The sequence below is a fragment of the Dermatophilus congolensis genome, assembly GCF_900187045.1.
GTDB lineage: Bacteria > Actinomycetota > Actinomycetes > Actinomycetales > Dermatophilaceae > Dermatophilus > Dermatophilus congolensis.
Genome location: NZ_LT906453.1, coordinates 1,608,975 through 1,634,789 on the forward strand (window position 1 = coordinate 1,608,975; position 25,815 = coordinate 1,634,789).

Genomic DNA, 25,815 nt, shown 5'->3' on the forward strand with positions numbered 1-25,815 from the left:
CACCCCACCACCCACCTACCCTCTAGCCGTTCAGCCGGCCCACCACCTAGGACTCGTCATGAGTGACATCGCTGTACCCTCAGCGCGCCCAACAGCGCTACAACAAATCGACTCCCGCCCACTCACCCGCAACCAAAAAAGCCTCATCGGCCTAGCCATCACCGGAAACATCTCCGAATTCTTCGACATGTTCCTCATCGGCTTCGCCGTAAACAGCCTGCTCAAAGACCCCAACTGGAACCTCAACGGCAACGAGATCGGCATCATCCTGGCCATGTCCGGCCTCGGAACCGTCATCGGCGCCATCCTCTGGGGACACCTCGCCGACCGCATCGGACGCAAAGTCAGCTTCTTCTGGTGCGTCCTACTCTTCACCCTCTTCACCTTCATATCCGTCTTCACCCCCGACAACGCCTGGATCATGCTGGCCGCCCTGCGCGTCCTCGTCGGCATCGGCGTTGGAGGACTCAACATCGTCTCCATCCCCTACATCCAAGAATTCGTCCCCGCCAAACAACGCGGCCTACTATCCGGACTCGCCTCCGTATTCATCCCCCTAGGCCTCTTCCTAGGCAGCCTCGCCTCCAAAATGGTCGGCGACAACTGGAGACTGCTCATCGCCCTAGGAGCCGCACCCATCTTCCTGCTCCTCTGGCTACGAGCCGTCCCCGAATCACCCCGCTACCTGCAAACCCAAGGCCGCACCGACGAAGCTCGAAAAGCCCTCGCCTGGGCACTAGAAATCCCCGTCAACGAACTCGGTGAACTCCCCACCCCCACCCACACCGAAGCAGCCTCATACTCCATCATCTTCGGCAAGTACCTACGCCCACTAGTCATCATCACCCTCGGATCCTTCAGCTTCATCCTCGGATCCTCCGTCATCCAATCCTGGGGACAAACCATCCTCGGCTCTGGCTACGCATTCGATACCGGCATGGTCGCCAACCTCTTCATGCTCGTCTCACTCGGCGACCTCCTTGGCCGCCTCACCTCCGCCTGGCTCGCCGACAAAATCGGCCGCAGATGGACCATGTTCAGCTTCGGACTCATCGGCGCCTGCGGACTACTCATCGCAGCCATCTCCACAACCACCGGTGACAGCGCCCACGCCGGATGGATCTTCTTCACCGGAATCCTCATCGCCATGACCTTCGGCGACGGAGCCTTCGGCATCCTCAACGCCTTCGGAGCCGAACAATTCCCCAACGAAGCCCGATCCACCGGACTCGGCCTCGGATACGGCATCGGAGCCACCGCCAAAATCTTCGGCCCCGCACTACTCGGCGCAATGTTCGGAGCCAAAGTCACCCTCGACTCCATCGCCCCAGCCTTCACCTTCTTCGCAGCCCTCCTACTCCTAGGCGGCATCACCTACCTCTTCGCAACCGAAACCAAAGGCAAATCACTCGACTCCATCTAACCCACCAACAACCACACAACCACCAACCAACCGGAGAGCAGACATGAGCAAAATCGACGAAATCACCCGCGAAAAATGGATCCTCGGAGCATTTCCCGAATGGGGAACCTGGCTCAACGAAGAAATCGACAACACCCACGTCGAACCAGGCACCGTCAGCATGTGGTGGATCGGATGCACCGGCATCTGGCTCAAAACCGAAAACGGCACCAACATCGCCACCGACCTATGGTTCGGCAACGGCAAACGCACCCAAAAAGTCACCGAAATGAAGCCCTACCACCAAATGCGCAACATGACCGGTGGCCGAGCACTCCAACCCAACCTGCGCGCAGCGCCAATCGTCTACGACCCCTTCGCCGTAACCCAAGTCGACGCCGTCCTAGCCACCCACATCCACCAAGACCACATCGACCCCTTCTTCGCCGCAGCAGTCCTGAAAAACTGCTCGCCCGACGTGCCCTTCATCGGACCACAAGGCTGCGCCGACCTCTGGATCTCATGGGGTGTTCCAGAAGAACGCATCACCGTCGTCAAACCCGGTGACACCGTACAAATCAAAGACGTCGAGATCGTCATGCTCGACTCCTTCGACCGCACCGTCCTAGTCACCTCCTCCGAAGACCTCGAAGGCATCGTCCCCACCATGGACGACAAAGCAGTCAACTACCTATTCAAAACCCCCGCCGGGAACATCTACCACAGCGGCGACTCGCACTACTCCATCCGCTACGCCAAGCACGGAAAAGACCACCACATCGACGTAGCCCTAGGCTCCTACGGCGAAAACCCCATCGGGAACCAAGACAAGATGACCTCCGTGGACATCCTGCGCATGGCCGAAGCCCTCGGCACCAAAGTGGTCATCCCGTTCCACCACGACGTATGGACCAACTTCAAAGCCGACCCCATGGAAATCCTCATGCTGTGGCGCTACAAGAAAGACGTCCTGCAATACCAGTTCAAACCATTCCTCTGGGAAGTCGGCGGCAAATTCACCTACCCCACCGACAAAGACAAAATCCAATACCACTACCGCCGCGGCTTCGAAGACTGCTTCACCGAAGAACAAAACGTTCCCTTCCCCTCAATCCTCTAAACACGCACAACCCACATATGCGGATGGCCCGCACACCATCACGGTGCGCGGGCCATCCGCATGCCCAAAAACCTCAATCAACACGGAGCCTCATGCACACTCACCTCCGGAACCGGGCCATCCCAACGCACAACCTCCACCAAAACATGCTGACCAGTACACCCCTGCGACAAACCAGAGGTAGCAACATCAGCAGTCAACACATTCGGATTACCGTGCACACACGTCCCCACACGTAGCCCAGCCTGGCCAGCCTCTGGCCCATGCACCTGCGGGTCATACGGGTCAAACCATGCCCCCGTCGACAACTGCACAACGTTCTGGCGCACAGCATCACTTAAGATCGCCCCCGCCAAACAAGCACCACGATCATTGCTCACCAAAACGACATCTCCGGTATCAATACCCCGTGCCGCAGCATCCGCAGGGTTCAACCGAATCGGCTCCCGCCCCGCCACCTTCGAAGCCACCGAAGTAGCGCCGTCATCAAGCTGAGAATGCAGCCGCGCAGCAGGCTGATTAGCCAACAACAACAGTGGGAACGTATTGGCATAGTTCGCACCCAAATACTCTGTAGGAGCCAGCCACGTTGGATGCCCCGGGCAATCAGGCAACTCAAGCGCAGCAATCGTTTCGCTCGTCAGCTCAATGCGCCCCGACGGAGTAGGCAACGGATTCTCAACAGGGTCCGTCCGAAAATCCTCAAACGCCACAATGGGACCCAGCCGAGGAAGATCAATCCCCTCACCGTCCCAGAACTCCTCAAACGATGGCAGCTCCGGTACCTCCATACCCGGTGGCGTGATACGCCCTTGAGTGACATCCTGCTCAAAAATGCCGTACAAGTGACGCAGCCACTCCTGCGCATCACGGTTCTCAGTGAAAACCTCACCCACCTCAAGCCGCTCGGCCAGAGCCGAGTAAATGTCGTAGTCATCACGAGCCTCGCAGTACCGCGAAACCAGCGCTCGCATCGGAGTCAGCCGTGCCCCTGAACGCGCCCCACCAATGTCATCTCGCTCAAAAGTAGTGGTGGAAGGAAGGACGATATCTGCGTGACGTGCTGTAGAGGTCCAGTAAGGATCAGAAACGATGATCGTGTCTGGGCGGGTAAAAGCATTCGTCAGACGCCCTAGATCTTGATGGTGATGGAAGGGATTTCCCCCGGCCCACCACACCAAACGAATATCGGGATACGTGTAAGTGCCACCGTCATATGTGAACTCCTCACCTGGATGAAGGAGTAGGTCACTGATCTTGGCAACCGGGATGAACTCACCCACAGGGTTCTGCCCTTGAGGCAAAGCCGGGAACCGCAGCGGTGTAGGAGAGCAGCCAGGCTTATTCATCGATCCATAGCCACTTGCGAACCCACCACCAGGCAGACCGATTTGCCCCAAATGAGCTGCAAGCGCCAACGCAGCCCACATGGGTTGTTCGCCATGGCGAGCTCGTTGCAAAGACCATGAAACCGTCACGAGTGTGCGCGTCTGAGCGGCCAAGCGTGCCAAGGCTTGAATTTCTTCAGCCTTAATCCCCGTGATTTCTTCGGCCCAGCGCGCAGATTTCGGTTCGCCATCGCTGCGGCCAAGGATGTAGTTGGCGTATGTGTCCGCGCCCGAGCAGTACTTCTCCAGAAATTCGCTGTCAGCGAGATTCTCTTCGAGCAGAACGTGGGTCATCGCGAGCATGAGGGCCGTGTCTGTTCCCGGAGAAATAGGAACCCAGCGCGCTCCAGGTAGGTCATCGCGCAGCGGTGAAACAACAACAAGGTTCGCGCCACGCGAATGCAAAGCATCAAGTGCTTGCCCAGTGGGGTGATCACCTGCACCCCCTGCATCAATTCCAGTGTTCTTTACTGGCACCCCGCCAAAAGCGATGAGCGTTTCTGTGTGCTCAGCGACGACATCCCACGTGCTCGCGAACTGCGCCAGGGCAGACTCGTCCGTAAGGATGTGCGGGAAAAGGACCTCTGATGCTCCAGTGGAATATGTATTAACGCCCCGCGTGTACCCGCCCAGCGTGTTGAGAAAACGGTGAAGCTGACTCTGCGCGTGATGAAAACGCCCTGCGCTCGCCCAGCCATAGGAGCCCCCAAACACTGCCTGTGCACCATGGTCACGGTAGACACGACGCAGCTCATCGGCGAGGCGATCAAGCACCTCATCCCACCCTGGAGTGATCCAGTCCTGATCGGAGCCAGCCCGGCCTCGCTCGCGGTCGGGGCCTGGGCCGTGTTCCCACCAGCGGCGGCGTACCGCGGGGCGCTGCACGCGCGAGGGGCGCGTGACCGAGCCTGGCACGTTCCCTAGCAGAGCAGATGGTGCTGTGTCCTCGGACCAGGGGGTAACAGATTCGATGTCAGTTCCATCGGGGGAACGGTGGGCGTCGTACACACCCCAGTGGGAGACATGGCGGGAACTCATGTACTCCAGGGTGCCCCACACGTGGAGCTTGAACGTTCACTGAAGCGAAAAGTGAGAGGATGTTTAGGGCTAGTGTCGTCGCTGTGATTAGGGCAGTGGCAGGAAGCGCTGGTAGGGTGGTCTCTTGCCGTCAGAACGGCCGCGGATAAAGAGCGCCGGGTGGATAAGCCCCCGAGCACCGCGCAACGACAGATCGAGGAGTTGCCCAGTGTCGCTGGACGCCGAAACCAAGAAGCAGATCATGGAAGAGTACGCCACGCACGAGGGTGACACCGGTTCGCCTGAGGTGCAGATCGCGCTCTTGACCAAGCGCATCAATGACCTCACCCAGCACAGCCGTGAGCACAAGCACGACCACCACAGCCGTCGTGGCCTACTCCTTCTGGTTGGTCGCCGCAAGCGCATGCTGCGTTACCTCGCAGACATCGACATCGAGCGCTACCGTTCGCTGATCAAGCGCCTCGGTCTGCGTCACTGAGTCTACGCGTCAAGGGCGGTTCCCCAGGGGGGCCGCCCTTGACGCGTATCCCGTATGACACGGAGGACGGCGTCTCCAGATACGGGCACGCTTTTCTGAGAGCACATACACACCCAGAAAAGTGCAACACGCCCGCCTAGCGGGCCTCACGTCGTGAAAACTGTCCCAAAACAGGACAGCATGGAAGGAAATCTCGGCTGGGCTGCAACGCGCCCCCGAGAAACGAGCACACGAACGCTCGTAACGTGCCCGGCCCCGAGGGTCCACGGACACAGTGTCAAACACATCCTGGACGCTGCCGCGCACGAGTTGGAACACCCGATGCACAACGACGATGCATTTGGTGAGTAGATGAAGAAAAGGAGGGCCCACATGGAGGGTCCAGAAATCACGTTCGCTGAAACCGTCATCGACAACGGAAAATTCGGCAAGCGCACCATCCGGTTCGAAACCGGACGTCTCGCCAAGCAGGCCGCAGGTTCGGTCACTGCTTACCTCTTTGAAGATGAAATGGACACCGGCACCGCCCTGCTGTCCACCACCACCGCGGGCAAGACGCCCAAGGACCAGTTCGACTTCTTCCCGCTGACCGTCGACGTTGAAGAACGCCAGTACGCTGCGGGCAAAATCCCCGGTTCGTTCTTCCGCCGCGAAGGCCGCCCCGGCACCGACGCGATCCTGACCTGCCGCCTCATCGACCGTCCGCTGCGTCCCTCCTTTGTGAAGGGCCTGCGCAATGAGGTTCAGGTTGTCATCACCGTTCTCGCTAGCCACCCGGACTACCAGTACGACGTGCTGGCTATCAACGCGGCATCGGCATCCACGCAAATTTCCGGCCTGCCGTTCTCTGGACCGGTCGGTGGTGTTCGTGTTTCTTTGATCGACGGACAGTGGGTCGCATTCCCTGACTTCTCGCACGCCGAGAAGTCCACCTTCGACATGGTTGTTGCAGGCCGCATCGTTGGTCAGAACGCCGACGGCAGCGACGATGTTGCCATCATGATGGTGGAAGCTGAGTCCACCGAAGCAACATGGCAACTGGTGAAAAACGAAGGCAAAACCGCACCGACCGAAGAGGTTGTTGCTGAAGGCCTCGAAGCCGCCAAGGTGTTCATCGCGCAGCTGTGTAAAGCCCAGTCCGAGCTGGCCGCTACCGCAGCCAAAGAGGTCCGCGAATTCCCGCTGTTCCTTGACTACCAGGACGACGTCTACGCCGCCGTTGAAGCAGCTTCTGGTGAAAAACTCCGCGAGCTGCTCTCAGTAGCGAGCAAGCAGGAGCGCGAAGACGGCATCGATGAGCTGAAAGAAGAACTCAAATCTTCGCTCGCCGGAACTGAAGAAGAACCAGGCGAATTCGCTGGGCGGGAAAAAGAAATTTCCGCCGCCTACAAAGCCGTTCAAAAGAACCTGGTCCGCGAGCGCATTCTGCGCGAGCAGGTACGCATCGATGGTCGTGGCCTGGCCGACATCCGGGCGCTCTCGGCCGAGGTTGAGGTGCTTCCACGAGTTCACGGTTCGGCGATCTTCGAACGCGGTGAAACCCAGATCATGGGCGTGACCACCCTGAACATGCTCCGTATGGAGCAGCAAGTGGACTCGTTGAGCCCGCACACACGCAAGCGGTACATGCACAACTACAACTTCCCGCCGTTCTCCACCGGCGAGACCGGGCGCGTCGGTTCGCCCAAGCGCCGCGAAATCGGTCACGGCATGCTGGCTGAACGTGCACTCGTGCCTGTTCTGCCCAGCCGTGAAGAATTCCCATACGCAATCCGTCAGGTCTCTGAAGCCCTCGGCTCCAACGGCTCGACCTCGATGGGGTCGGTCTGCGCATCGACGCTGTCACTGCTCAACGCCGGTGTGCCGCTGCGCGCCCCGGTTGCCGGTATCGCGATGGGTCTGGTTTCGGCCGAAATCGACGGCGAAATGAAGTACGCGGCCCTGACTGACATCCTTGGTGCCGAAGACGCTTTCGGTGACATGGACTTCAAGGTTGCCGGTACACGCGAATTCGTCACCGCTATCCAGCTGGACACCAAGCTCGACGGCATCCCCGCCTCCGTGCTCGGCGGGGCTTTGAAGCAGGCCCGCGAAGCCCGCTTCCACATCCTCGACGTCATGCTTGAGGCAATCGACACCCCCGACGAGATGAGCCCCTTCGCGCCTCGCGTGATCTCGGTTCAGGTTCCCGTTGACAAGATCGGTGAAGTCATCGGCCCGAAGGGCAAGATGATCAACCAGATCCAGGAAGACACTGGCGCAGACATCTCGATCGAAGATGACGGCACCGTCTTCATTGGCGCGACTGACGGCCCCTCGGCCGAAGCAGCCCGTGCAGCTGTCAACGCGATCGCTAACCCGCAGATGCCAGAGGTTGGCGAGCGTTTCCTCGGCACAGTGGTCAAGACCACCACGTTCGGCGCGTTCATCTCCCTGCTTCCGGGCAAGGACGGCCTCCTGCACATCTCCGAGGTGCGCAAGCTGGTCGGTGGCAAGCGCATTGACGTAGTCGATGATGTTCTCGCAGTGGGTCAGAAAGTGCAGGTCGAGCTTAAAGAAATCGACCCGCGCGGAAAGCTGTCCCTTGCCGTTGTGCTGACCGAAGAGCAGCAGGCCGCAGCCGAAGCCGCAGCTTCCGAAGGAACCAGCTCCAGCTCGAGCTCCGAAGGTGAAAGCGACTCTCGTCCGCGTCGCCGTGGCGGACGAGGCGACAACGGTGGGCGCCGCCCGCGTCGCGAGGACGATGACGCCCCGCGTCCCCGCCGTCGCCGCCGGACACACCACGATGACAACGTCGAATCCGGCACAAACACTCGCGAGGCCAAAGAGCTCGTCGACTCCGCTAAAGCTTCCGAGGGCGCAAGTAACTCCTCAGAAGAAGCCTGAGTGAGTCTCTAAGCTCATATAGTCAGAGCAATCTGCCTGTGGGGCTCTTCCCATCACTGGGAAGAGCCCCACAGGCGCATCTGGGGCAAACAATCCACAGCGGGCGTTGTCCCCAGAGCGCATGCGGCAGCAGAACACGCTTTACGCTGGCGAGCATGACTCAATCAACCCCAGAAGACCGAAAGCATCTCGGCATGCTCCGGTTGAAACCGGTGGAAGACATCCTCCATCAGCAGGACGATGAGTCCGCTGTCGCCGGTGAAACTGGCCAATTCGTCAAACGCCTCGGGTTGAAAGACCTCATCGGTTTCGGCGTAGGCATGATCATCGGCACCGGAATTTTCACGCTCACCGGGATCGAGGCCAAGAACCACGCAGGACCAGCCGTGGTCTTGGCCTTTCTTATTGCCGGAGCAGTGAGCGGGTTGGCTGCGCTGTGCTACGCCGAGCTCGCTGCCGCTGTCCCGACCGCAGGATCGGCATACACCTACACATACGCCACCATCGGTGAGATCTTCGCGTGGATCATCGGGTGGGACCTGGTCCTGGAATTCGCGCTAGGCGCTGCCGTGGTATCACGAGGATGGTCGGGGTACATGCTGCATCTGTTCCCGTGGCTGCCGAGTTCATTATTCGGTGAAGGGTCAGTCATCAACGTTGGGGCTATCGTGATCGCCATCATTCTTGGGATGGTCGCCACGATAGGGGTCCGTGAGAGCGCTTGGGTCACCAATCTGCTTGTGGCAGTAAAAGTTTCCATTTGTGTGTTCATCATTGCGCTCGGAGCTTTCTTCGTGAAAGCGCAGAACTGGCAGCCATTCATTCCACCATCGCAGCCCAGCACCGCCGACGCCGCATCAGGACTGAAGCAGCCTCTTTCGCAGTGGGTGTTCGGTTTTGAGCCAGCAGCGTTCGGGATCGGTGGAGTGCTTACCGCAACGGCAGTGGTTTTCTTCGCCTATTCCGGGTTCGAATCAGTCGCGAACATGGCTGAAGAATCCACCAACCCCGCCAAAGACATGCCACGAGGACTGATCGGCGCGTTAGTGCTGTGCATGATCCTGTACATGGGGGTCTCGGCCGTGATTACCGGGATGGTTCCCTACGACCGTATTGATGAAGGGGCTCCTTTGGCTGCAGCGTTCACCTCTGTTGGACTGGGGTGGGCTGGCATCCTGATCTCTATCGCTGCGATTTGTGGCCTTACTTCGGTGATTTTGGTGGACATCGTAGGGATGGGGCGGATCGGGTTCGCGATGGGCCGGGACAAACTCCTGCCAGCGTGGATTGGTCGGTTGCACCCCAAATACGGCACTCCCTCGCGGATGACGCTTTTGACGACGGCTTTTGTTGTTCTCCTTGGCGGGTTTGTTCCGTTGGCGGAATTGGCTGACATGGTCGCCATCGGAACACTGTTTGCGTTTGTGGTCGTCAGTGTGGCGGTGCCGGTTCTACGGCGAACCCGACCAGACCTGAAACGGCCTTTCCGGGTTCCGTTCTCGCCCGTTGTGCCAATTATTTCGGTGCTGGCATGCCTGTTCTTGATGACCAACCTGTCTTTGGAGACGTGGATCCGGTTCCTGGTGTGGTTTGGGATCGGTGTGGTCATTTATGCGACGTACAGCTACCGGCATGCCCGCGTTGGTGATCACAACACGGCTAGTTGATAGCTGATTTGTCTGTTCTGCGCAGATAAGCGGCGGTATCCGGCAGGTCACCGGTTACCGCCGCTTATCTGTGTTCCCTGCTGGCCTATTCCTGCTTGAAAGCAGGAATAGGCCAGGGGCACTGCAAGCGGGCTGTCGGTTGCAGTGGCTCGTTCAGCCCGCCACAGGGTCAGGCGTGCGAGCCCAACGCGACGATGTGCTCGGGAAGCCGGTCGTTGTTTCCGTACATGAAGTGGTTGCTCATGTTCTCAGAGAAACGGCTGGCCTCGGTGTACTTGCCAACGGCTTCAGCTACCTGACGCACCAGCATCGGGCTCGCGCCGCAGCACACGCCGAGGTAGTGGGCGCCGAGGTCGAATGCTTCCTTAGCGAACGCCTCGATCTCGTACCGGTTGGTGTAGAGCGGGTCGAGGGCGGTGGGGAAAGCACGTCCGTGCGGCGAAGGAACGCTGGCAGAGACATCGGAGAGGTTGAAGAAGGTGGGTTCTTCTTGGGAGGTGCGGTAGGGGATAGGTAGCGCCCCTACGTGGCATGTCACTGCCTTACGGATGGCGCGCAGCCAGGGCATCATCGTTTCTGGTCCGCGGAAGCAGTTCAGCCCCACCACGTCTGCGCCACCTTGTTCCAGGCGACGGGCTGTTTCGACAATGTCGACGCCGTCGGTCATTTCGTTGGAGGCCATCGGGGCGATGGTCAACACGACGGGCAGGCCGCTGCTTTTTGCTACTTCGAGGGCGGTGAGTGCTTCGCCTGCGTAGTAGAACGTTTCACCGATGATTAGGTCGGCGCCTTCGTCGACGGCCCAGCCCACCATTTCAGTGAACATGGCCCGTACCTCGGCTTGAGATGCGGGGTCTGCGGGGTCCCAGATGTTGCTGTTGCTGATGTTGCCGGCCATGAGGTTGCCTGGGACGGCGTCGGCGACGCTGCGGGCGATTTGTAGTGCGGTGCGATTCAGCGGTTCGAGTAGGTCCTCTTTACCGATGACGCGCATTTTTTCGCGGTGGCCGTTGTAGGTGAAGGCCTCGACGATGTCAGAACCAGCGCGTTGGAAGTCCACGTGCAGGGCTCGTAGTGCGTCGGGATGTTCTAGGGCTACTTCGGGTACGAATTCGCCTGCGGTCAGGTATCCGCGGCGTTCCAGCTCGAACAGGAATCCTTCTGCGCAGATCACGGGGCCTGCGTCGAGGCGTTCGACCAGGGTGGGCTGTTCACTCATTTATTGCTCTCCTCGGCAATTTTGGAGCTTCACCACGAGAAAGAGCAGATAAGCCGCAGGCGTCGGTGTGCGGGCGTGCCTATTTCTGGGCATGCCTAAAGATGACGCCGCGGCCGTCCATCACTCGTGGATCGGCATATTGGTGACGGCGCAGGCGGTCTCCTGACTTTCAGGTCGAGCGCTCTTCCTCAGCCTTCCCGGAGGGACTCCAGTGGCATGTGTGAGGCGGAGCTTCCTGATCACAGTGGCGAGGACCGTGCCGGTTTTTCACCGGCTTCCCGTTTCTGCGTCGCGTGCCCGGGAGTTTAAGCATGCCGCGGTTTTTCGTCTCATGTCCGACCGGATAACGGACAGGTGTGTACCGCGGTGACGGGGGTTAGAAGTGTCTAGTGGTGGTCGTAGGGACCTCGCCGATCGCTTCGAGTGGGCGGCGGCGCATGCGGTGGGGGAGTACGAGATGGGCTGCTTCGTCGAGGTCGTTTTCGTTGATGGTTCCGCGTCCGTGCCAGGCTGCGAGTGCTTTGGCTGCGCGGAGCATCATGATGTCGGCGCGGTGTCCGTCAACACCTGCTTCCATGCAGGTTCGGGCCACGGTGTAAAGGTGTTCGCGGGGGACGGTAACGTCTTTGACGCGGTGCATTGCGCCGGCGATGCGTCGGGAGAGGCGGTGTGATTCTTCTTCCCAGCGGCAGACGAAGCCTGCAGGGTCGTCTTCGTAGGCTAGGCGTCGTTCGACGATTTGGATGCGTTCGGCGATGGATGTTGATCCGTTGATGGTGACGCATAGTCCGAAGCGGTCGAGGAATTGTGGACGCAGTTCTCCTTCTTCGGGGTTCATGGTGCCGATGAGGGTGAATCGTGCGGGGTGGGACAGGCTCACGCCTTCGCGTTCGACGGTGTTGACACCCATGGCGGCTGAGTCCAGGAGTAGGTCGACGAGGTGGTCGTCGAGGAGGTTGACTTCGTCGACGTAGAGGATGCCGCGGTGGGCGGCGGCGAGTAGGCCTGGGTCGAGGTGGCGGGTGCCGTCTTTGAGGGCGTGTTCGAGGTTGAGGGTGCCGGTGACGCGGTCTTCGGTGGCGCCGATGGGTAGTTCGATGACGGGTACGCGGACGTTTTTGATGGGGGGTGTGTCGCCTAGGTCGGGTTCGAGGTGTTCGCGTAGGTCGTGGTATTCCTCGGGGGAGAGGTGGAAGGGGGAGCCGTCGACTTCGGGGTGGGTGGGGAGTAGTTCGGCGAGGGCGCGTACGGCGGTGGATTTGGCGGTGCCTTTTTCGCCGCGGATGAGGACGCCTGATAGTGCGGGAGAGATGACAGCTAGGAGGAGGGCTAGGCGCATTTCGTCTTGTCCGACGATGGCGGCGAAGGGATATGGGGGGTGGTGCATGGGGTCTCCTGAGGGGGGCGTGTGGTTAGTGGGGGTTTTGGGTGCGGACGAGGTGGAGGAGGTCGTCTGCGTGGAGTTCGTCGATGGTGTGGCAGGGGGCGTTGAGAGCGTGCGCGAGGGCGGCGGCGTGGCCAAGTTTGTCGGTGGTGGGGTTTTCGGTGTCGACGACTATCCAGCGGGTTCGGGGGTCTTTGCCGAGGTTGGTGGCGAGGTGGTGGGCTTGGTTGATTGCGCTGGGTGTGGGGTCGCCGTCGAGATCGATGTTGGCGCAGCCGTCGCTGACGAGGATGAGTAGGGGACGTAGTTCGGGGGTTTTGTGTAGGAGTGTGTTGAGTAGGCGGCTGGTGGTGGTTAGGGCGGTGGGTAGGGGTGTGGGGCCGCCGATGGGTAGGTCGGTTAGGAGGCGTCCGGCTAGTTCGATGGAGGAGGTGGGGGGTAGGAGGATGTGGGCGTTGCGGTGGTGGAAGGTGATGAGGGCGACGCGGTTGCGTTTTTGGTAGGCGTCGAGCAGGAGGGAGAGGATGGCGCCTTTGGCTGCGGTCATGCGGTTTTGGGCGCCCATGGAACCGCTGGCGTCGACGATGAAGATGGTGCAGTTGCCGGGGTGGTGTTGGCGGATTTTTTCTTGCCAGTCGCTGCGTTCGATGTGGATGCGGCCGTGGGGGTTGTTGCGGGCGCGTTGGTGGGGTGCAGCGGCGCGGATGGTGGCGTCGATGGCGATATCGCTGGTGGTATTGGGGCGTGCGGGGCGGGAGCGGATGTAGCGGCCGCGGTGTGCGGTTGTGGGCGTGTTTTTGCGGCCGGGGGTGTGGGGGTTGGTGGTGTTGGTGGCAAGGGGGATGACGGGGAATGTGGTGCCGGCTAGGGGGATGAGGGGGCAGGTTGCGGGGGTGTCTGTGTCGGTGTCGCTGGGGGTTGGGTCTGCGATGAGGGGGGTGTGGAGGGTGTGTGTGGTGGTTGTGGGGGTGGGTTGGGGTGTGCGGGAGGTTCCGGTGGGGCCTTCGGGGGTGGTGGTGTGGTGGTGTTGCTGATTGGTGGTCGGTGGTGGGGGCTGGTGGCTGGTGGGGTGGTTTTCCGGTGGGGTGTGGTGGGTGGGGTTGGTCAGTGAGGGTTGGGTTTTTGGGGTGGTGGGGGGTGTGTTGGTGGGGGTGGTGGGGGCAGGGGGGGTGTGGCTGCGGTGGGTTAGGACGAGGGAGGTGACGGCGTGGACGTCTTCGGTGGTGGCGTCGCGTCGTTTGTGCCAGGCGGCGTGGGCGCGAGTGGCTTGGGTGAGGACGATGTCGGCGCGGTGTCCGGCGACATGGTTGGTGGTGGTGATTGTGGTGATGAGGCTGTGTATTTCGGGACAGAGGCTGATGTGGGGGAGTAGGTCGCGGGCTGCCTGTAGGTGGGTGGTGTGGTGGTGTTCGTGGGGGGCCCAGGTGTGGGCGAATGCGTGTGGGTCGTTTTCGTAGGCGAGGGTGCGTTCGAGTAGGAGGACGCGGGTGTCGAGGTCGGTGATGGAGGTGATGTCGACGCATAGCCCGAATCGGTCTAGGGCGTGGTCGGGTAGGGGGCCTTCTTCGGGGTTCATGGTGCCGATGAGGGCGAATTGGGCGGGGTGGCTGCAGGAGATGCCTTCGCGTTCGATGTGGGCGGTGCCGGAGGCTGCGGTTTCGAGGACGAGGTTGAGGAGATGTTCGTCCAGGAGGTTGATTTCGTCGATGTAGAGAGCGCCTTCGTGTACTTCGCGCAGGATGCCCGGTAGTGGGATGGGTGTGGCGTGGGTGAGGGTGGCTTGGATGTCAAGGGTTCCGGTGATGCGGTCTTCGGTGGCTCCTAGGGGAAGGGTGCGCATGATGCCGGTGGGTAGGTGGGTGGCGAAGGCGCGTGCGGCGGTGGATTTGGCGGTGCCTTTTTCGCCGCGGATGAGAACGCCGCCGATGTGGGGGTCGATGGCGAGCAGGGTGAGGGCGAGTTGGAGGTGTGGTTGTCCAACGATGGCGGTGAAGGGGTATGGAGGTGGGGGTTTCATGGGGTTGTGTTGGTGGGGGTTATTGGGCGGGGACTTGGGTGTAGTAGGTGAATTGGTGGGATGGCATGAGTTCTGGGTGCAGGATGGCGATGAGGTCGGCTAGGACGAGGTCGGGGCGGACTGCTCCGCTTTGCCAGTAGTCGTTTCCGCCACCTTCGTTGATTCGTTTGGTGAATGTCCATACGTTGGCTTTTTTGACGGGGGGTAGGTTGGCGATGCGGGCGTCTTTGGAGATGGGGTCGTTGAGGGATTTCCACGGTGTGGTTGGTTCGGGGGCTAGCCAATGCTCTGATTCGGCTCCTCGGGTGAGGACCATTTCGAAGTCCAGGGGGCGTGGTTCGGTGCCGTTGAGGTGTTCGAGGACGTAGGTGCCGCCTGCGTCGAGGATTTCGTTAGCGACGTAGTTGTCGCGGCCTGGGGCTTTCCATTTTCCGTCGGTCATGGTGCCCAGCAGCACGGCTGGGCGGTGGGAGACGTGGAGAGCTTTGGCGACGAGGGTGCGGTAGTCGGAGGCGATGCGTTCGAAGCGTGTGTTGGCTTCGGCTTCGGCGTCGAGGAACAGGGCGGTGAATTTGGTCCATTCGGCTCGCCCTAGGGGGGTGCGTTCGAACCAGTCGGCGTAGGAGACGACGGGGATTTTTTCTTTGCGGAGTTTGGGGTTGGCGGGGTCGGTGGGGGTGGAGGAGATGAACAGGTCGGGTTTGAGGGTGGTGATTTGGGCTGGGTCTGCGCCGGTGGCTGTGGGGGTGAGTTTGGTGATTTTTCCGGCTTTGATGGCGTCTTTGACTTTGCCGCCGCTGATTTTGTCAGCGTCGGTGACGCCAGCGAGGGCTTGGGATTGGTTGAGTAGCTGGAAGGGGGGCACGTGACCGGTGGAGCCGGTGGCGGCTTTTTTGACCGGGATCGTGATTTTTTGGGCTGTGGCCAGGTCGCCGGTCAGTTTTGGTTCGGGGGCGCCGCATTGGGTGAGTACGTATTTTTGTGAGGGGCCGCCGGGGCTGGTGTGTCGCACGGTGACGACTTTGTAGGAGTTGAAGTATTCGACGTTAACGTTTTCTGCATCGGAGAACTTCACCTTGTCGGGGAAGTAGTCCTTTGTGGGGTCGAATTTGTCGATGCAGGCTGCTTGGGCTGGTGGTGCCGCTGGGGGTTCAGCTGGTGGTGTGGCTGTTTCTTGCGGTGTCGCGGCGGTGCCGTCCGGGCTGCTGCATCCGGTGAGCGCTCCTGTCAGGGCGAGGGTGAGTGCCAGCAGCGGGATTGAGGCGCGTAGACGTGACATCGCGTGCCTTCCTTGAAAGACCGTGGGGGCCGAGGAGGTACGTCGAGTTCCTCAGCGCGTCTGGGGCGCTGGTCATGCGATGCACCAATCGTCCCTTCCATCGAGGGCGGATGCGAGAACTCGACGCCCCGAGATGGCCGGTGGTTTTCCCCGTAAAAACAGGGGGTTCACCGTCGCGAGATGGTGCCGGTGGTACCTGGTAGCTCGAGGGTGTCGTGTTTCGCGGCGGACGCCCCATGGTGGCATGAGGGGCCCAGTGGAGTGGTGTTTCTGAAGGATCTGGAGACCGAGGTCTCAGGACGCTCTGCGCGAAAGTTCACCGCGTGTCCGTTTGACCTGTATGTTCGTGGAGTGTTGCGCCTGTCTAAAGTGTTTAGGTGCGTCGTAAAGTAGAACTACGGCATGACGTACATAGCGGCGGGGTCGCCCCTAAACATCCCGGCCCCGCCGCCCCGAAACACACAACCGCCGTAACGCACACACCAAAGAGGCGATAGCGAAGGGAAAACACACATGCGGCGGCACCAGAGCAGAACACCCACGAGAAAAACACCCCGATGGGTTCTCGCCGCCGCTGCCGCGACCAGCGCCGCTATGCTCCTAGCCGCCTGCACCGGTACCCCTGAGGCATCTACCAACGGCAGCTCCACCAAAAAACCCGTCGTCCTGACCACATTCACCGTGCTAGCCGATATCGCCCGCAACATCGCCGGGGACCACCTCGACGTACGCTCCATCACCAAACCTGGCGCCGAAATCCACGGCTACGAACCCACCCCAGGTGACATCGCCAAAGCCTCCGACGCCGACCTCATCCTCGATAACGGCCTCAATCTCGAACAGTGGTTCACCAAATTCGTCTCCACTGTGAAAACACCCCACGCTGTGGTCTCTGCAGGCATTACCCCGATCAACATCACCGAAGACGCCTACGCCGGAAAACCCAACCCCCATGCCTGGATGAGCCCCAGTGCTGCAGAAACCTACGTCGACAACATGGTCGCCGCCTTCAGCAAACTCGACCCCGCCCATGCCAACGACTACCGCGCCAACGCCAACACCTACAAAGCTGAACTTCACAAAGTCCGCACCGACCTGACCACCACCTTGAAAAGCCTGCCCGAAAACCAACGCGCCCTGGTCACCTGCGAAGGAGCGTTTTCCTACCTCGCCAAAGATGCCGGCTTGACCGAAAAATACATCTGGCCCGTCAACGCCGAACAACAAGCCACCCCCCAACAAATCACCTCCGTCATCGACTTCGTCCGCAACAACAAAATCCCCGCAGTGTTCTGCGAATCCACCGTCTCGGACAAACCCATGAAACAAGTCGTCGAAGCAACCGGAACCACCTTCGGCGGCACCCTCTATGTTGACTCCCTCTCCGCCGCTGACGGCCCTGTGCCCACCTACCTCGACCTCATCCGCCACGACGCGAAAACCATCGCTGATGCCCTCACCGGAAAAACGTAATGACCCCCGCCGTTGACGTCACCAACATTCACGTCCGCTACGGCGACATCACCGCCCTGACCGGCGCGACCCTGCACGTCATGCCCGGACGGATCTGCGGGCTCATCGGAATGAACGGGTCAGGCAAATCCACACTCTTCAAAACCATCATGGGAATCACCCCCCACCACGAGGGAACCATCAGCATCAACGGCTCCGACAGCGCCACCGCCCGCCGTAACGGCCTGATCGGATACGTCCCCCAAAACGAAGATGTTGATTGGACCTTCCCTATCAGCGTCCGCGACGTCGTCATGATGGGACGCTACGGGCACCAAGGATTCACCCGACGGCCCCGCCCCGCCGATCACGCCGCCGTCGATGACGCCCTTGCCCGCGTCGACCTCACTGACCTCGCCCACCGTCAAATCGGCAACCTCTCCGGCGGGCAACGCAAACGAGCGTTCGTAGCGCGTGGAATCGCACAAGAAGCACGCATCCTTCTGCTCGATGAACCCTTCGCCGGTGTTGACAAACGTTCCGAAACAACAATCGTGAACCTCCTCAAAAACCTCGCCAGCAGCGGCGTGGCCGTCATCGTCTCCACCCACGACCTACACGCCCTACCCGCCCTGGCTGACGAAGCCGCCCTACTGCTGCGCCGCACCCTCTTCCACGGCCCCGTCACCGAAGCGCTCCGGCCAGAAAACCTCACCCGCGCATTCGGTCTAGACACCCTCCAAGAACAGTGGTGAACCCTGTGCTCAACCTCCTCCTTGAACCCCTCCACTATGAATTTCTCACCCGCGCGCTGGCAGCCACCACAATCGCTGCAGCGGTAAGTGGGTTTCTTTCCTGCTGGCTTGTCCTTATTGGCTGGTCGCTTATGGGAGATGCGGTATCGCACGCCGTGCTACCGGGGGTGGTGCTGGCCTACATCCTTGGCATCCCGTTCGCGGTCGGAGCGTTGGTGTTTGGGGTGTTAGCGGTAGCGCTGATTGGGGCGGTGCGCACTGGTAGCAGAGTCAAAGAAGATGCCGCTATCGGGATTGTGTTCACCACGTTGTTCGCTGCGGGGCTGGTGTTGATCTCGGTAACCCCTAGCCACATGGACTTGCAGCACGTCGTCTTCGGGAACATCCTCGGCGTGGGCAACACAGATCTCATCCAGATCGGACTGCTGGCGGCAGTGGCGTCGACTGTCCTGGTGCTCAAACGACGTGACCTGATGCTGTTCGCGTTTGACCCGGTGCACGCCCAAGCGATCGGCCTGCGTCCACGCGTCCTGTCGGGGATTCTGCTCACCCTGCTCGCATTCACGGCCGTGGTGGCGTTGCAGGTAGTGGGCGTGATTCTTGTGGTGGCGATGCTGGTCATCCCTGGTGCGACTGCCTATCTACTCACAGACAGGTTCGAGCGGATGCTGCTGCTCGCCCCAGCCACATCGGTGGCGTGCTCAGTGGTCGGGATTTACGCCAGCTTCTGGCTAGATGTTTCCTCCGGCGGCATCATCGTTGTGCTGCAAGGCTGCCTATTCGCTGTGGTGATGCTGTTGGCGCCGCGGCACGGCGTGATACCGCGCTGGCTGGCCAGAGGCAGAGCCGCTCATGCAGGTGCTGAGGCCGCCTGCACCCAGACTGCGTCAGTTGCAGTAGCGCCGAGCACTAACGGATCCACGCCATCATCAACGAAAACATTCACCGACCCCGAAAACGCAGCGCCCGGCACGTAACGCAACACGGTCCCTACCCCGATACCGTGCCCGGCGAAAAACTGCAGCAGCTGCGGATCTTTGTCACAGATCCGCACAACACACAGATCTGTGGCTACTGGCGCCTGGGTTAAAACGATGGCGTCAAGGTGGGCCACGGCACCATCAGAACTCGGGATGGGGTCGCCGTGCGGGTCACGGGTGGGATTTCCCAGATGCGTAGCAACGCGCTCTACCAGAAGGTCCGACACTGCATGCTCAAGGGCTTCCGCCTCATCATGCACCTCATCCCACTGGTATCCGAGAGTCTGAACCAAAAACGTTTCGAGTAGGCGATGGCGGCGCACCATCGCCACCGCATGCGCACGTCCCGTGGGAGTGAGTGTCACTTCACCGTAGGGAGCGTGCTCAACAAGCCCTTGGGCAGTGAGCTTGCGCACCGCATCAGAAGCGCTGGAGAGTTTCACGCCCACGCGCGAGGCTAACGCTGAGGTGGTGACAGGAGTATTTGACCATTCCTGCAGACCCCAGATGGCTTTGAGGTAGGTCTGTGAACTCGTCGACAGGGCGGAGACCGACATGCTGGCAGATTATCGGACCAGCAACAGCCGGAGTGAACTGCTAGCCAGCGGAGATGAACGGCCCATGTTCGCCCTCACTGAGCGGGCGCGATCAGTTGAGATATTTTCATATTCCAATATGAATAGAATTAGCGCTAGTTGATAAAAAGCTAAAATCGGAAAAGTTGAGAAGCTGTAAATCAGTTCGACTTATTAGGTGAAATATTTAATTCACGTAATTTACATGGTGAAAAGAATCTGAGATAGCTGCTTCATCAGCCGAGGGGTCAGCGCACAGCGCCAGATACCTTGAAGGTTAAAATCAAACGAAAGCTCTACTTTCTGTATTTTTTCCTTCCACAAAAGGGTTTCGTCGGGTACCTTCACCTGGTCACCTCTTGGTGACACCGCACGTACAACACGGCCACACCCGCCCACCCCAGAGCATCCGGCGGGTTCGTCACTCACGCGCGGTCCACGATCCCCATAGGCGAGGGTCGGCGGCAGCACCCCAGTGCACCCGTACCCCCGCCCATGGGCAGAGCACGCGGAGGTACCCATATGACCCAGTCCATTGACGTCTCGACAAACCACGTCGGTGAGCGCACGGACGCGCACCTGGCAGCGGCAGAAGCCGCCATCACACCGAATTACGCCCCTCTGCCAGTTGTGCTTGCCAGCGGAGAAGGCGCGTGGGTGACAGATGTAGATGGACGCCGCTACCTCGACGCGTTGGCAGGATACTCAGCCCTCAACTTCGGACACCGACACCCCGGACTGACCGCAGTCGCACACGAACAGCTAGACACACTGACACTCACCAGCCGCGCCTTCCACTCCGACCGCCTCGCAGACTTCTGCACCGAACTGGCAGCACTATGCGGCAAAGAAATGGTCCTGCCGATGAACACCGGCGCCGAAGCCGTCGAAAGCGGCATCAAAGTGGCCCGCCGCTGGGGATCACTGCGTAAAGGCGTCACACCCGAACGCTCAAAAATCATCGTCATGGACGGCAACTTCCACGGCCGCACCACCACCATCGTCGGATTCTCCACAGACCCCGACGCACGCGAACACTTCGGCCCCTTCACCCCCGGATTCGAAGTAGTTCCCTACGGAGACGCCGCCGCCCTCGAAGCCGCGATCGATGAACACACCGTGGCCGTACTCGCAGAACCAATCCAAGGCGAAGGCGGCGTGATCATCCCGCCCGCCGACTTCCTACCCACCGTGCGTCGTCTATGCACCGAACATCAAGTCCTGATGATCGCCGACGAAATCCAGTCAGGCCTGGGCCGCACCGGACGCCTATTCGCATGCGACCACGTAGGCGTAGTACCCGACATGTACCTGCTGGGCAAAGCACTCGGCGGTGGAATCCTGCCCGTCTCAGCAGTCGTAGCCGACCGAGACGTCCTAGGTGTGCTCACCCCCGGATCGCACGGATCAACCTTCGGCGGAAACCCATTCTCAGCAGCAGTAGGACTAGCCGTCGTGCGCCTACTAGCAACCGGCGAATTCCAAAACCGCGCCAGCGAACTAGAACCAGTCATGCGCGAAGGACTCGACAAACTCGTCGGCCACGGCGTAGAAAGCTACCGGCTCGTGGGCCTATGGGCCGGAGTAGACATCGACCCAGCCCTCATGACCGGTAAACAAGCCGCCAAACGCATGGCTCAAGAAGGCGTACTCGTCAAAGAAACCCACGGATCCACCATCCGTTTGGCCCCACCGCTGGTTGTCACCGCTGACGAAGTACGACTCATCACCGACACCCTGCAGAAAGTTCTCACCGACGCAGCAGCTGCCTCCAAGTAAGAACTAACCCCACAGCGAGGGCGGACCACCTCACTTCGCGGCGGCCGCCCTCGCTGGCCGGTGATCGAAAGTCCACGCCGGATCAGTACACAAACGCGCCAACCCCAACCCCGCACCGATAGAAATCAACAACAGCGCCACATGCGCTGTCTCACTCACACACTCGCTCATCGCACCGGCATTCAAGTGGTAAAGAGCCCGGTACATCAACGTCCCCGGAACCATGATGATCGCCGCCGGCACCGAAACCGTGATCCGCGGCACCTGCCCCAACTTGGCGGCCACCGCAGCCAACAAACCAATCACCAACCCAGCGGTGAAACACGCCGTCTGCGCTGGCACCGCGAAAAATACCAACGCCATCCGCGTCAGATTCGCTGCCGCACCAATCGCCCCAGCAAGAAACACGATACGTAACCGCGCATCGAACAACATCGCGAACGCAGCCACCCCAACAAAACCACCCACCCCCCACAACAACACACTGGCCACCAACCCCAGCTCATGCGGAGTTGGCACCGCCGGAGCCACACCCGTGATCGAAGCAAGAAACCACACCACACCCCCTGAAGTGACCACCACCGTCCCGGCGTACAACAACCGCCCCGCCCCGGCCAAAAGATCCTGATGAGCCAAATCAAGCAGCCCCGTGTACAGCGGAAAACCAGGAACCAGGTACAGCACAGCAGTCACCAACCCAGCCCCAGGCGTAATCCCCTCCACCCCCGTCAACGCCGTCAATCCAGTGGCCACAGCAAGAAACACCAGACACGACACCGCCGAACACGCCCCCACCACACCCAACGGCGCAACATGACGACGCGTCAACAACATCCTCACGGCCTGTCCCAAAGCCGCCGACCCCACCACAGCCACCGCATCCCACACCCCAAAACCATTCAACAACGCGAACGCAGCACACCCCACCCCTGCCGCCGCAGAACGAGGAAACACCCCCCACCGGCGAACACCGCGCTGCACAGCCGTGATCCGCGCATCCACCTCCGCGGCCGTGACTCCTGGCCGCACCTGCGCCGCAACCCGCTCCAACCCAGCGATCCGCCCCGCATCCACCCCAACGCTCGAAATCTCGCGCACCACGGTGCGGAACTCCTCACCCCGCCGCGCTGTCAACGCAATAAACGTTGTTGTGATGCTGGCATCCAGATGCTCAATACCTAAAGCTGCCGCCACTTGCCGCATCGCTTGCCGAACCCGATACGACCCTGTTCCTGCTGCGGCCAAATGACTACCCAACCGCAACACGACCCGGACATCCTCACCGAGAGCGTGCGCCGCGCTAACCGGTTCACCCACCGAAAAAACCTCTCGTCGAACCATTTTCGCCACGGCTTGCACGACACCCGCCGCTCTCGTGACAGACCGCGACCTCTCAGACTGTGCACCCCCAACCTACGACGCGAGGTTGTGAGACACCCAAGAGGCACCCCCTAGGTTCGTTAATACGTGAGCTCTGAGCCCTGCAGTCGAGGCGTTTATGTGGTGAGGAACACCTGGGTGATCAGCAGTAGTCCACCAAAACTGAGCACGAAAACAACCATGGGCCACACAAACCGCACCCAGTGCGAGAACGAGATGTCAAGCATCTGCAACGTGGCCATCACCAGCCCCGTTGGGGCAAGGAAAAGCATCGCGTACTGCCCCCACTGGTAAGCGCACACGATGATCCACCGGTCGATGCCGACTGTGTCACCCAGCGGCGCCATGATCGGCATCGCCAACACCGCCAACCCCGATGAAGAAGGCACCACAAACCCGAGAAAGAAGAACACGAACAGCATCGCCACGATAAAAAGTGGCCCATTCATCCCCTGCACCATGTTTGATGCCGCATCGAGCATCGTGTCAGAGATGAGCCCGTTGTTCATGACGAGGTTGATGCCCCGGGCCAACCCGATGATCAGCGAAACCCCCACCAGACTGGAAGCTCCCGCAGTGAAGCTGTCAACGAGTTGTTTTTCGCTGAGTCGGTGCGGGCCGGTAGCGGCCAGGAGCATGATGCCAATCGTGATGGCCAAGAAAGAGGCCGCCATCTCTGGGAACCACCATCCGCCAGCCATGACGCCCCACACCATGAGCGGGAAAGGCGTCACGAACAGCACGAGAATGATTTTGCGGCGCCAGTCGAATGCCACATGGCTGTCATCGTCGGCGCCTAGTTGCCAGCGGGCCACGAATTTTTCTCGGTCTGTGTAGGTGTATGAGCAGCTCGGGTCGGCTTTGATTTTGCGGGCGTACCACCATAGGTAGGCGATCACAGCGACCGCGCCCACTGCGCACCCAGAAGCCCGCCACCATATCCCTTCAGTGAATTGGGTGCCGGCAGCGTTGGAGGCGATGACAACAGAGAACGGGTTAATGGTGGAGAAGGTGGTTCCCATTGATCCGGCGAGGAAGATCGCGCCGACGCAGATGATGGCGTCGTAGCCCATAGCGATGAAAATCGGCACGAGAATCGGGTAGAACGCGACAGCTTCTTCTTCAAGGCCACACGAGGTGCCACCCAACACCATCAGAACTGAAACTGTTGATACGAGAAGAAATTCACGTCCTTTGGTGCGTTGGGTTAGAGCGATGAGGCCAGCATCGAATGCCCCGGTTGCTTTCACTACACCGATCAGCCCACCGAGAATAAGAATGAACACGATGATGTCAGCTGCTTCGACGGTGCCGTTAACCATGCTGGTTGTGATATCGGCAAGGCCAGCTGGGTTTTGCTCTAGGCGTTCATAGGTGTGTGGGATTGATACAGGTTTTGTGATGGCCCCATCAGTGAATTTACTGACGTCGATTTTTACGCCGAGTTTGTCAAGGGAATTTTGAGTGGCGGGCAAGGGTGTCTTTTGCCCTTGGGGTGAGGTGACAGTCAGTGAATGGGATGGCTGATCGTATGTGAGCTTGGCGTAGGAGCCTGCAGGGACGAGCCAGGTGGCCCCGACGGCTAGAAGTGTGAGCAGGAAAAGAATTGTGAAAGCAGATGGGAAAGACCATCGGCGCTCAGGCTTTGCGGTGGCGTGCGTGTCGTTTACTGCTGGGGTTGTCATCTTCGATCTCCCTACGTCGCAGCCAAAGTTGCTCCAGCCAGATTCAGCTTAGAGTCACGAAGGAAACCGTGACAGGGAAATGTTGTGAGCAACATAAGATTTCACATATGACGTTAGGTAAGCATCGAGCTGCCGGGTACGTCACTGGCGCACAGGATGTGATGATCGTGCTGATGTGCGGTGGGGAGAGGGGTAGTGGTTAATCACGGCCACATCCTAACTGGCAGTGATAGAAATCCATTTAAATAATTGTCTATTAAGTAAAGAAAGTTACTGCTCATAAATAAACAGCGCGACCCTTTCCCTGTTTCATCAAATATAGGGGAAAGGGTCGCGCTGTTTATTTATGAGGTTGCCTCAGGAAAGTTGGGAGTTGGCGCGGATGGCATACGGCTCTTGCGCATGCACATCCAGGTCAGCGTCACGGGTCAAGCGCAGCAGAATCAACACTGCTGCCACGTGAATGCCGATCGAGATCATCGTGGCAAAAAATGACCCAGTCGTCGCTTCAGAAACATTGCTCGCACTAGCCGTTCCAGCGATCGCAGTGATAATCCCGACCACGCTGTTGTTCACAGTGTGCAGCGCTACGGCAGCCTCCAAACCGCCAGTGCGCCACGTCAAATACACGCAGGCCACTGCTGTCGTGCCCAGGTCAACAAGAACCCAGAAATCTGTAGACCCATGGATCCACGCAAAGACGACCGTGCTAACTACCCCCGAAATAATCAAAGCTTTGCGCGGGTCTTCAAACCATGCACCAACGTTCTGCATGATCCAGCCGCGGAAAAAGTACTCCTCGCCAGCCGCCTGAAGTGGGGTGACAAAAATTGCGAGGAAGATCAGCATCAACAGGTTCGACTCCGGCCGGCTTCCCTCAGGAGCGGTGAAGAACTGATCCACGGCGATGTAAACAACCCACAGCGGCAGCAGCGCAATTCCGCATCGCAGCGCCCACTTCCAGCGGAAACGCCCCACAACCGAATGCACCAGCTTCGGGCATCCCCGGTTGCCGAACCACACGGCCACCAAAGTGCAAGGAATAAGAGCAGCCAGGATCAAATCCAGGGTGAGCTTGGAAAGGAAGGTGGAGTCGTTCTCGGTGTTCCACACCGCAAGTTCACGCTGGAGAGCCTCTTCACCACCAAAGATCATGGCGAGAAGCAACCCTGCACCGGTCAAAACTAGGAAAAAGATAACGGTGGCTGCGCCAGCGATACCCAGTGAGAGCACAGGGCGCCACTTTTGGTGGTTTGGTGTGCGCAGAAGGTGTTGATATTCGGCCCCCCTAAACGGCAGCCGCCGCGCATCCCCCTGCGGGGCAGCTGTGC

The 25,815-nt window shown here is 59.9% G+C and carries 18 protein-coding genes, 1 pseudogene and 1 riboswitch; of the genes and pseudogenes, 9 read left to right on the plus strand and 10 right to left on the minus strand.

All coding sequences use genetic code 11. The features are described from left to right. Positions 1 to 58 precede the first annotated feature (58 nt). Both CKV89_RS06920 and ulaG read left to right on the plus strand, forming a co-directional pair. Positions 59 to 1,423, plus strand: coding sequence for an MFS transporter (locus tag CKV89_RS06920; protein WP_028327837.1), 1,365 nt, complete (start codon positions 59 to 61; stop codon positions 1,421 to 1,423). 43 nt (positions 1,424 to 1,466) lie between these two features. Beyond that, a complete protein-coding gene (ulaG, locus tag CKV89_RS06925; protein WP_028327836.1) occupies positions 1,467 to 2,522 on the plus strand; it encodes an L-ascorbate 6-phosphate lactonase in 1,056 nt (351 codons plus the stop codon). Between the two features lie 77 nt (positions 2,523 to 2,599). Here ulaG and CKV89_RS06930 read toward each other — a convergent pair whose 3' ends face one another. Beyond that, a complete protein-coding gene (locus CKV89_RS06930) occupies positions 2,600 to 4,948 on the minus strand; it encodes a molybdopterin-dependent oxidoreductase (RefSeq protein ID WP_028327835.1) in 2,349 nt (782 codons plus the stop codon). Between the two features lie 208 nt (positions 4,949 to 5,156). Here CKV89_RS06930 and rpsO point away from each other — a divergent pair, with 208 nt between their 5' ends. From rpsO to CKV89_RS06945, 3 genes are all read left to right on the plus strand, one after another. After that, positions 5,157 to 5,426: a 30S ribosomal protein S15 gene (rpsO, locus tag CKV89_RS06935; protein WP_028327834.1), complete on the plus strand. Its 270-nt coding sequence runs from the start codon at positions 5,157 to 5,159 to the stop codon at positions 5,424 to 5,426. A gap of 372 nt (positions 5,427 to 5,798) precedes the next feature. Continuing rightward, the gene (locus tag CKV89_RS06940) at positions 5,799 to 8,312 is read left to right on the plus strand and encodes a polyribonucleotide nucleotidyltransferase (protein ID WP_028327833.1); all 2,514 of its coding nucleotides are present in this window, start codon (positions 5,799 to 5,801) and stop codon (positions 8,310 to 8,312) included. Between the two features lie 155 nt (positions 8,313 to 8,467). Continuing rightward, on the plus strand, positions 8,468 to 9,979 hold the full coding sequence (locus CKV89_RS06945) for an APC family permease (protein WP_028327832.1): 1,512 nt from the start codon (positions 8,468 to 8,470) through the stop codon (positions 9,977 to 9,979). A 169-nt stretch (positions 9,980 to 10,148) separates the two neighbouring features. On the opposite strand, the gene CKV89_RS06950 is transcribed toward CKV89_RS06945, so the two are convergent. The 4 genes from CKV89_RS06950 to CKV89_RS06965 all read right to left on the minus strand — a co-directional run bounded on the left by CKV89_RS06950 (position 10,149) and on the right by CKV89_RS06965 (position 15,878). Continuing rightward, positions 10,149 to 11,198: a homocysteine S-methyltransferase family protein gene (locus CKV89_RS06950; RefSeq protein WP_028327831.1), complete on the minus strand. Its 1,050-nt coding sequence runs from the start codon at positions 11,196 to 11,198 to the stop codon at positions 10,149 to 10,151. A 136-nt stretch (positions 11,199 to 11,334) separates the two neighbouring features. Continuing rightward, positions 11,335 to 11,514, minus strand: a riboswitch (cobalamin riboswitch). Positions 11,515 to 11,574: 60 nt separating this feature from the next. Further along, positions 11,575 to 12,585 (minus strand): ATP-binding protein, encoded by a 1,011-nt coding sequence (locus CKV89_RS06955; RefSeq protein ID WP_028327830.1) that lies wholly within the window; start codon positions 12,583 to 12,585, stop codon positions 11,575 to 11,577. Positions 12,586 to 12,610: 25 nt separating this feature from the next. Further along, the gene (locus CKV89_RS06960) at positions 12,611 to 14,599 is read right to left on the minus strand and encodes a VWA domain-containing protein (protein ID WP_095068504.1); all 1,989 of its coding nucleotides are present in this window, start codon (positions 14,597 to 14,599) and stop codon (positions 12,611 to 12,613) included. Positions 14,600 to 14,618: 19 nt separating this feature from the next. Further along, positions 14,619 to 15,878 carry an ABC transporter substrate-binding protein gene (locus CKV89_RS06965; RefSeq protein WP_028327658.1) on the minus strand — a complete coding sequence of 420 codons (1,260 nt, stop codon included), beginning with the start codon at positions 15,876 to 15,878 and terminating at the stop codon, positions 14,619 to 14,621. Positions 15,879 to 16,391: 513 nt separating this feature from the next. On the opposite strand from CKV89_RS06965, the gene CKV89_RS06970 reads away from it, so the two are divergent. The 3 genes from CKV89_RS06970 to CKV89_RS06980 are packed head-to-tail and all read left to right on the plus strand — an operon-like array spanning position 16,392 to position 19,062. Further along, positions 16,392 to 17,351 carry a metal ABC transporter substrate-binding protein gene (locus tag CKV89_RS06970; RefSeq protein ID WP_028327659.1) on the plus strand — a complete coding sequence of 320 codons (960 nt, stop codon included), beginning with the start codon at positions 16,392 to 16,394 and terminating at the stop codon, positions 17,349 to 17,351. After that, complete coding sequence (locus tag CKV89_RS06975; protein WP_028327660.1) at positions 17,351 to 18,085, plus strand: metal ABC transporter ATP-binding protein; 735 nt, start codon at positions 17,351 to 17,353, stop codon at positions 18,083 to 18,085. The genes CKV89_RS06970 and CKV89_RS06975 overlap by 1 nt, the downstream gene beginning before the upstream one ends. Further along, positions 18,082 to 19,062 (plus strand): metal ABC transporter permease, encoded by a 981-nt coding sequence (locus tag CKV89_RS06980; RefSeq protein ID WP_028327661.1) that lies wholly within the window; start codon positions 18,082 to 18,084, stop codon positions 19,060 to 19,062. Before CKV89_RS06975 ends, CKV89_RS06980 begins: the two co-directional genes overlap by 4 nt. On the opposite strand, the pseudogene CKV89_RS06985 reads toward CKV89_RS06980, so the two are convergent. Both CKV89_RS06985 and CKV89_RS11855 read right to left on the minus strand, forming a co-directional pair. Continuing rightward, positions 19,017 to 19,622 (minus strand): annotated as a pseudogene (locus tag CKV89_RS06985) (metal-dependent transcriptional regulator); the annotation flags it as partial. The gene CKV89_RS06980 and the pseudogene CKV89_RS06985 sit on opposite strands and share 46 nt — an antisense overlap. Before the next feature lie 219 nt (positions 19,623 to 19,841). Continuing rightward, positions 19,842 to 20,069, minus strand: a complete 228-nt coding sequence (locus CKV89_RS11855; protein ID WP_154657694.1) for a hypothetical protein — start codon at positions 20,067 to 20,069, stop codon at positions 19,842 to 19,844. Between the two features lie 93 nt (positions 20,070 to 20,162). Between CKV89_RS11855 and rocD the strand changes: the two genes are divergently transcribed. Beyond that, positions 20,163 to 21,419 (plus strand): ornithine--oxo-acid transaminase, encoded by a 1,257-nt coding sequence (rocD, locus tag CKV89_RS06990; RefSeq protein ID WP_084441278.1) that lies wholly within the window; start codon positions 20,163 to 20,165, stop codon positions 21,417 to 21,419. A gap of 30 nt (positions 21,420 to 21,449) precedes the next feature. On the opposite strand, the gene CKV89_RS06995 is transcribed toward rocD, so the two are convergent. From CKV89_RS06995 to CKV89_RS07005, 3 genes are all read right to left on the minus strand, one after another. Beyond that, a complete protein-coding gene (locus CKV89_RS06995; protein WP_154657695.1) occupies positions 21,450 to 22,760 on the minus strand; it encodes a threonine/serine exporter family protein in 1,311 nt (436 codons plus the stop codon). A gap of 155 nt (positions 22,761 to 22,915) precedes the next feature. After that, positions 22,916 to 24,484: a YfcC family protein gene (locus tag CKV89_RS07000; RefSeq protein WP_028327665.1), complete on the minus strand. Its 1,569-nt coding sequence runs from the start codon at positions 24,482 to 24,484 to the stop codon at positions 22,916 to 22,918. A 357-nt stretch (positions 24,485 to 24,841) separates the two neighbouring features. After that, a complete protein-coding gene (locus CKV89_RS07005) occupies positions 24,842 to 25,717 on the minus strand; it encodes a CPBP family intramembrane glutamic endopeptidase (protein ID WP_051277681.1) in 876 nt (291 codons plus the stop codon). Between the last annotated feature and the right edge of the window lie 98 nt (positions 25,718 to 25,815).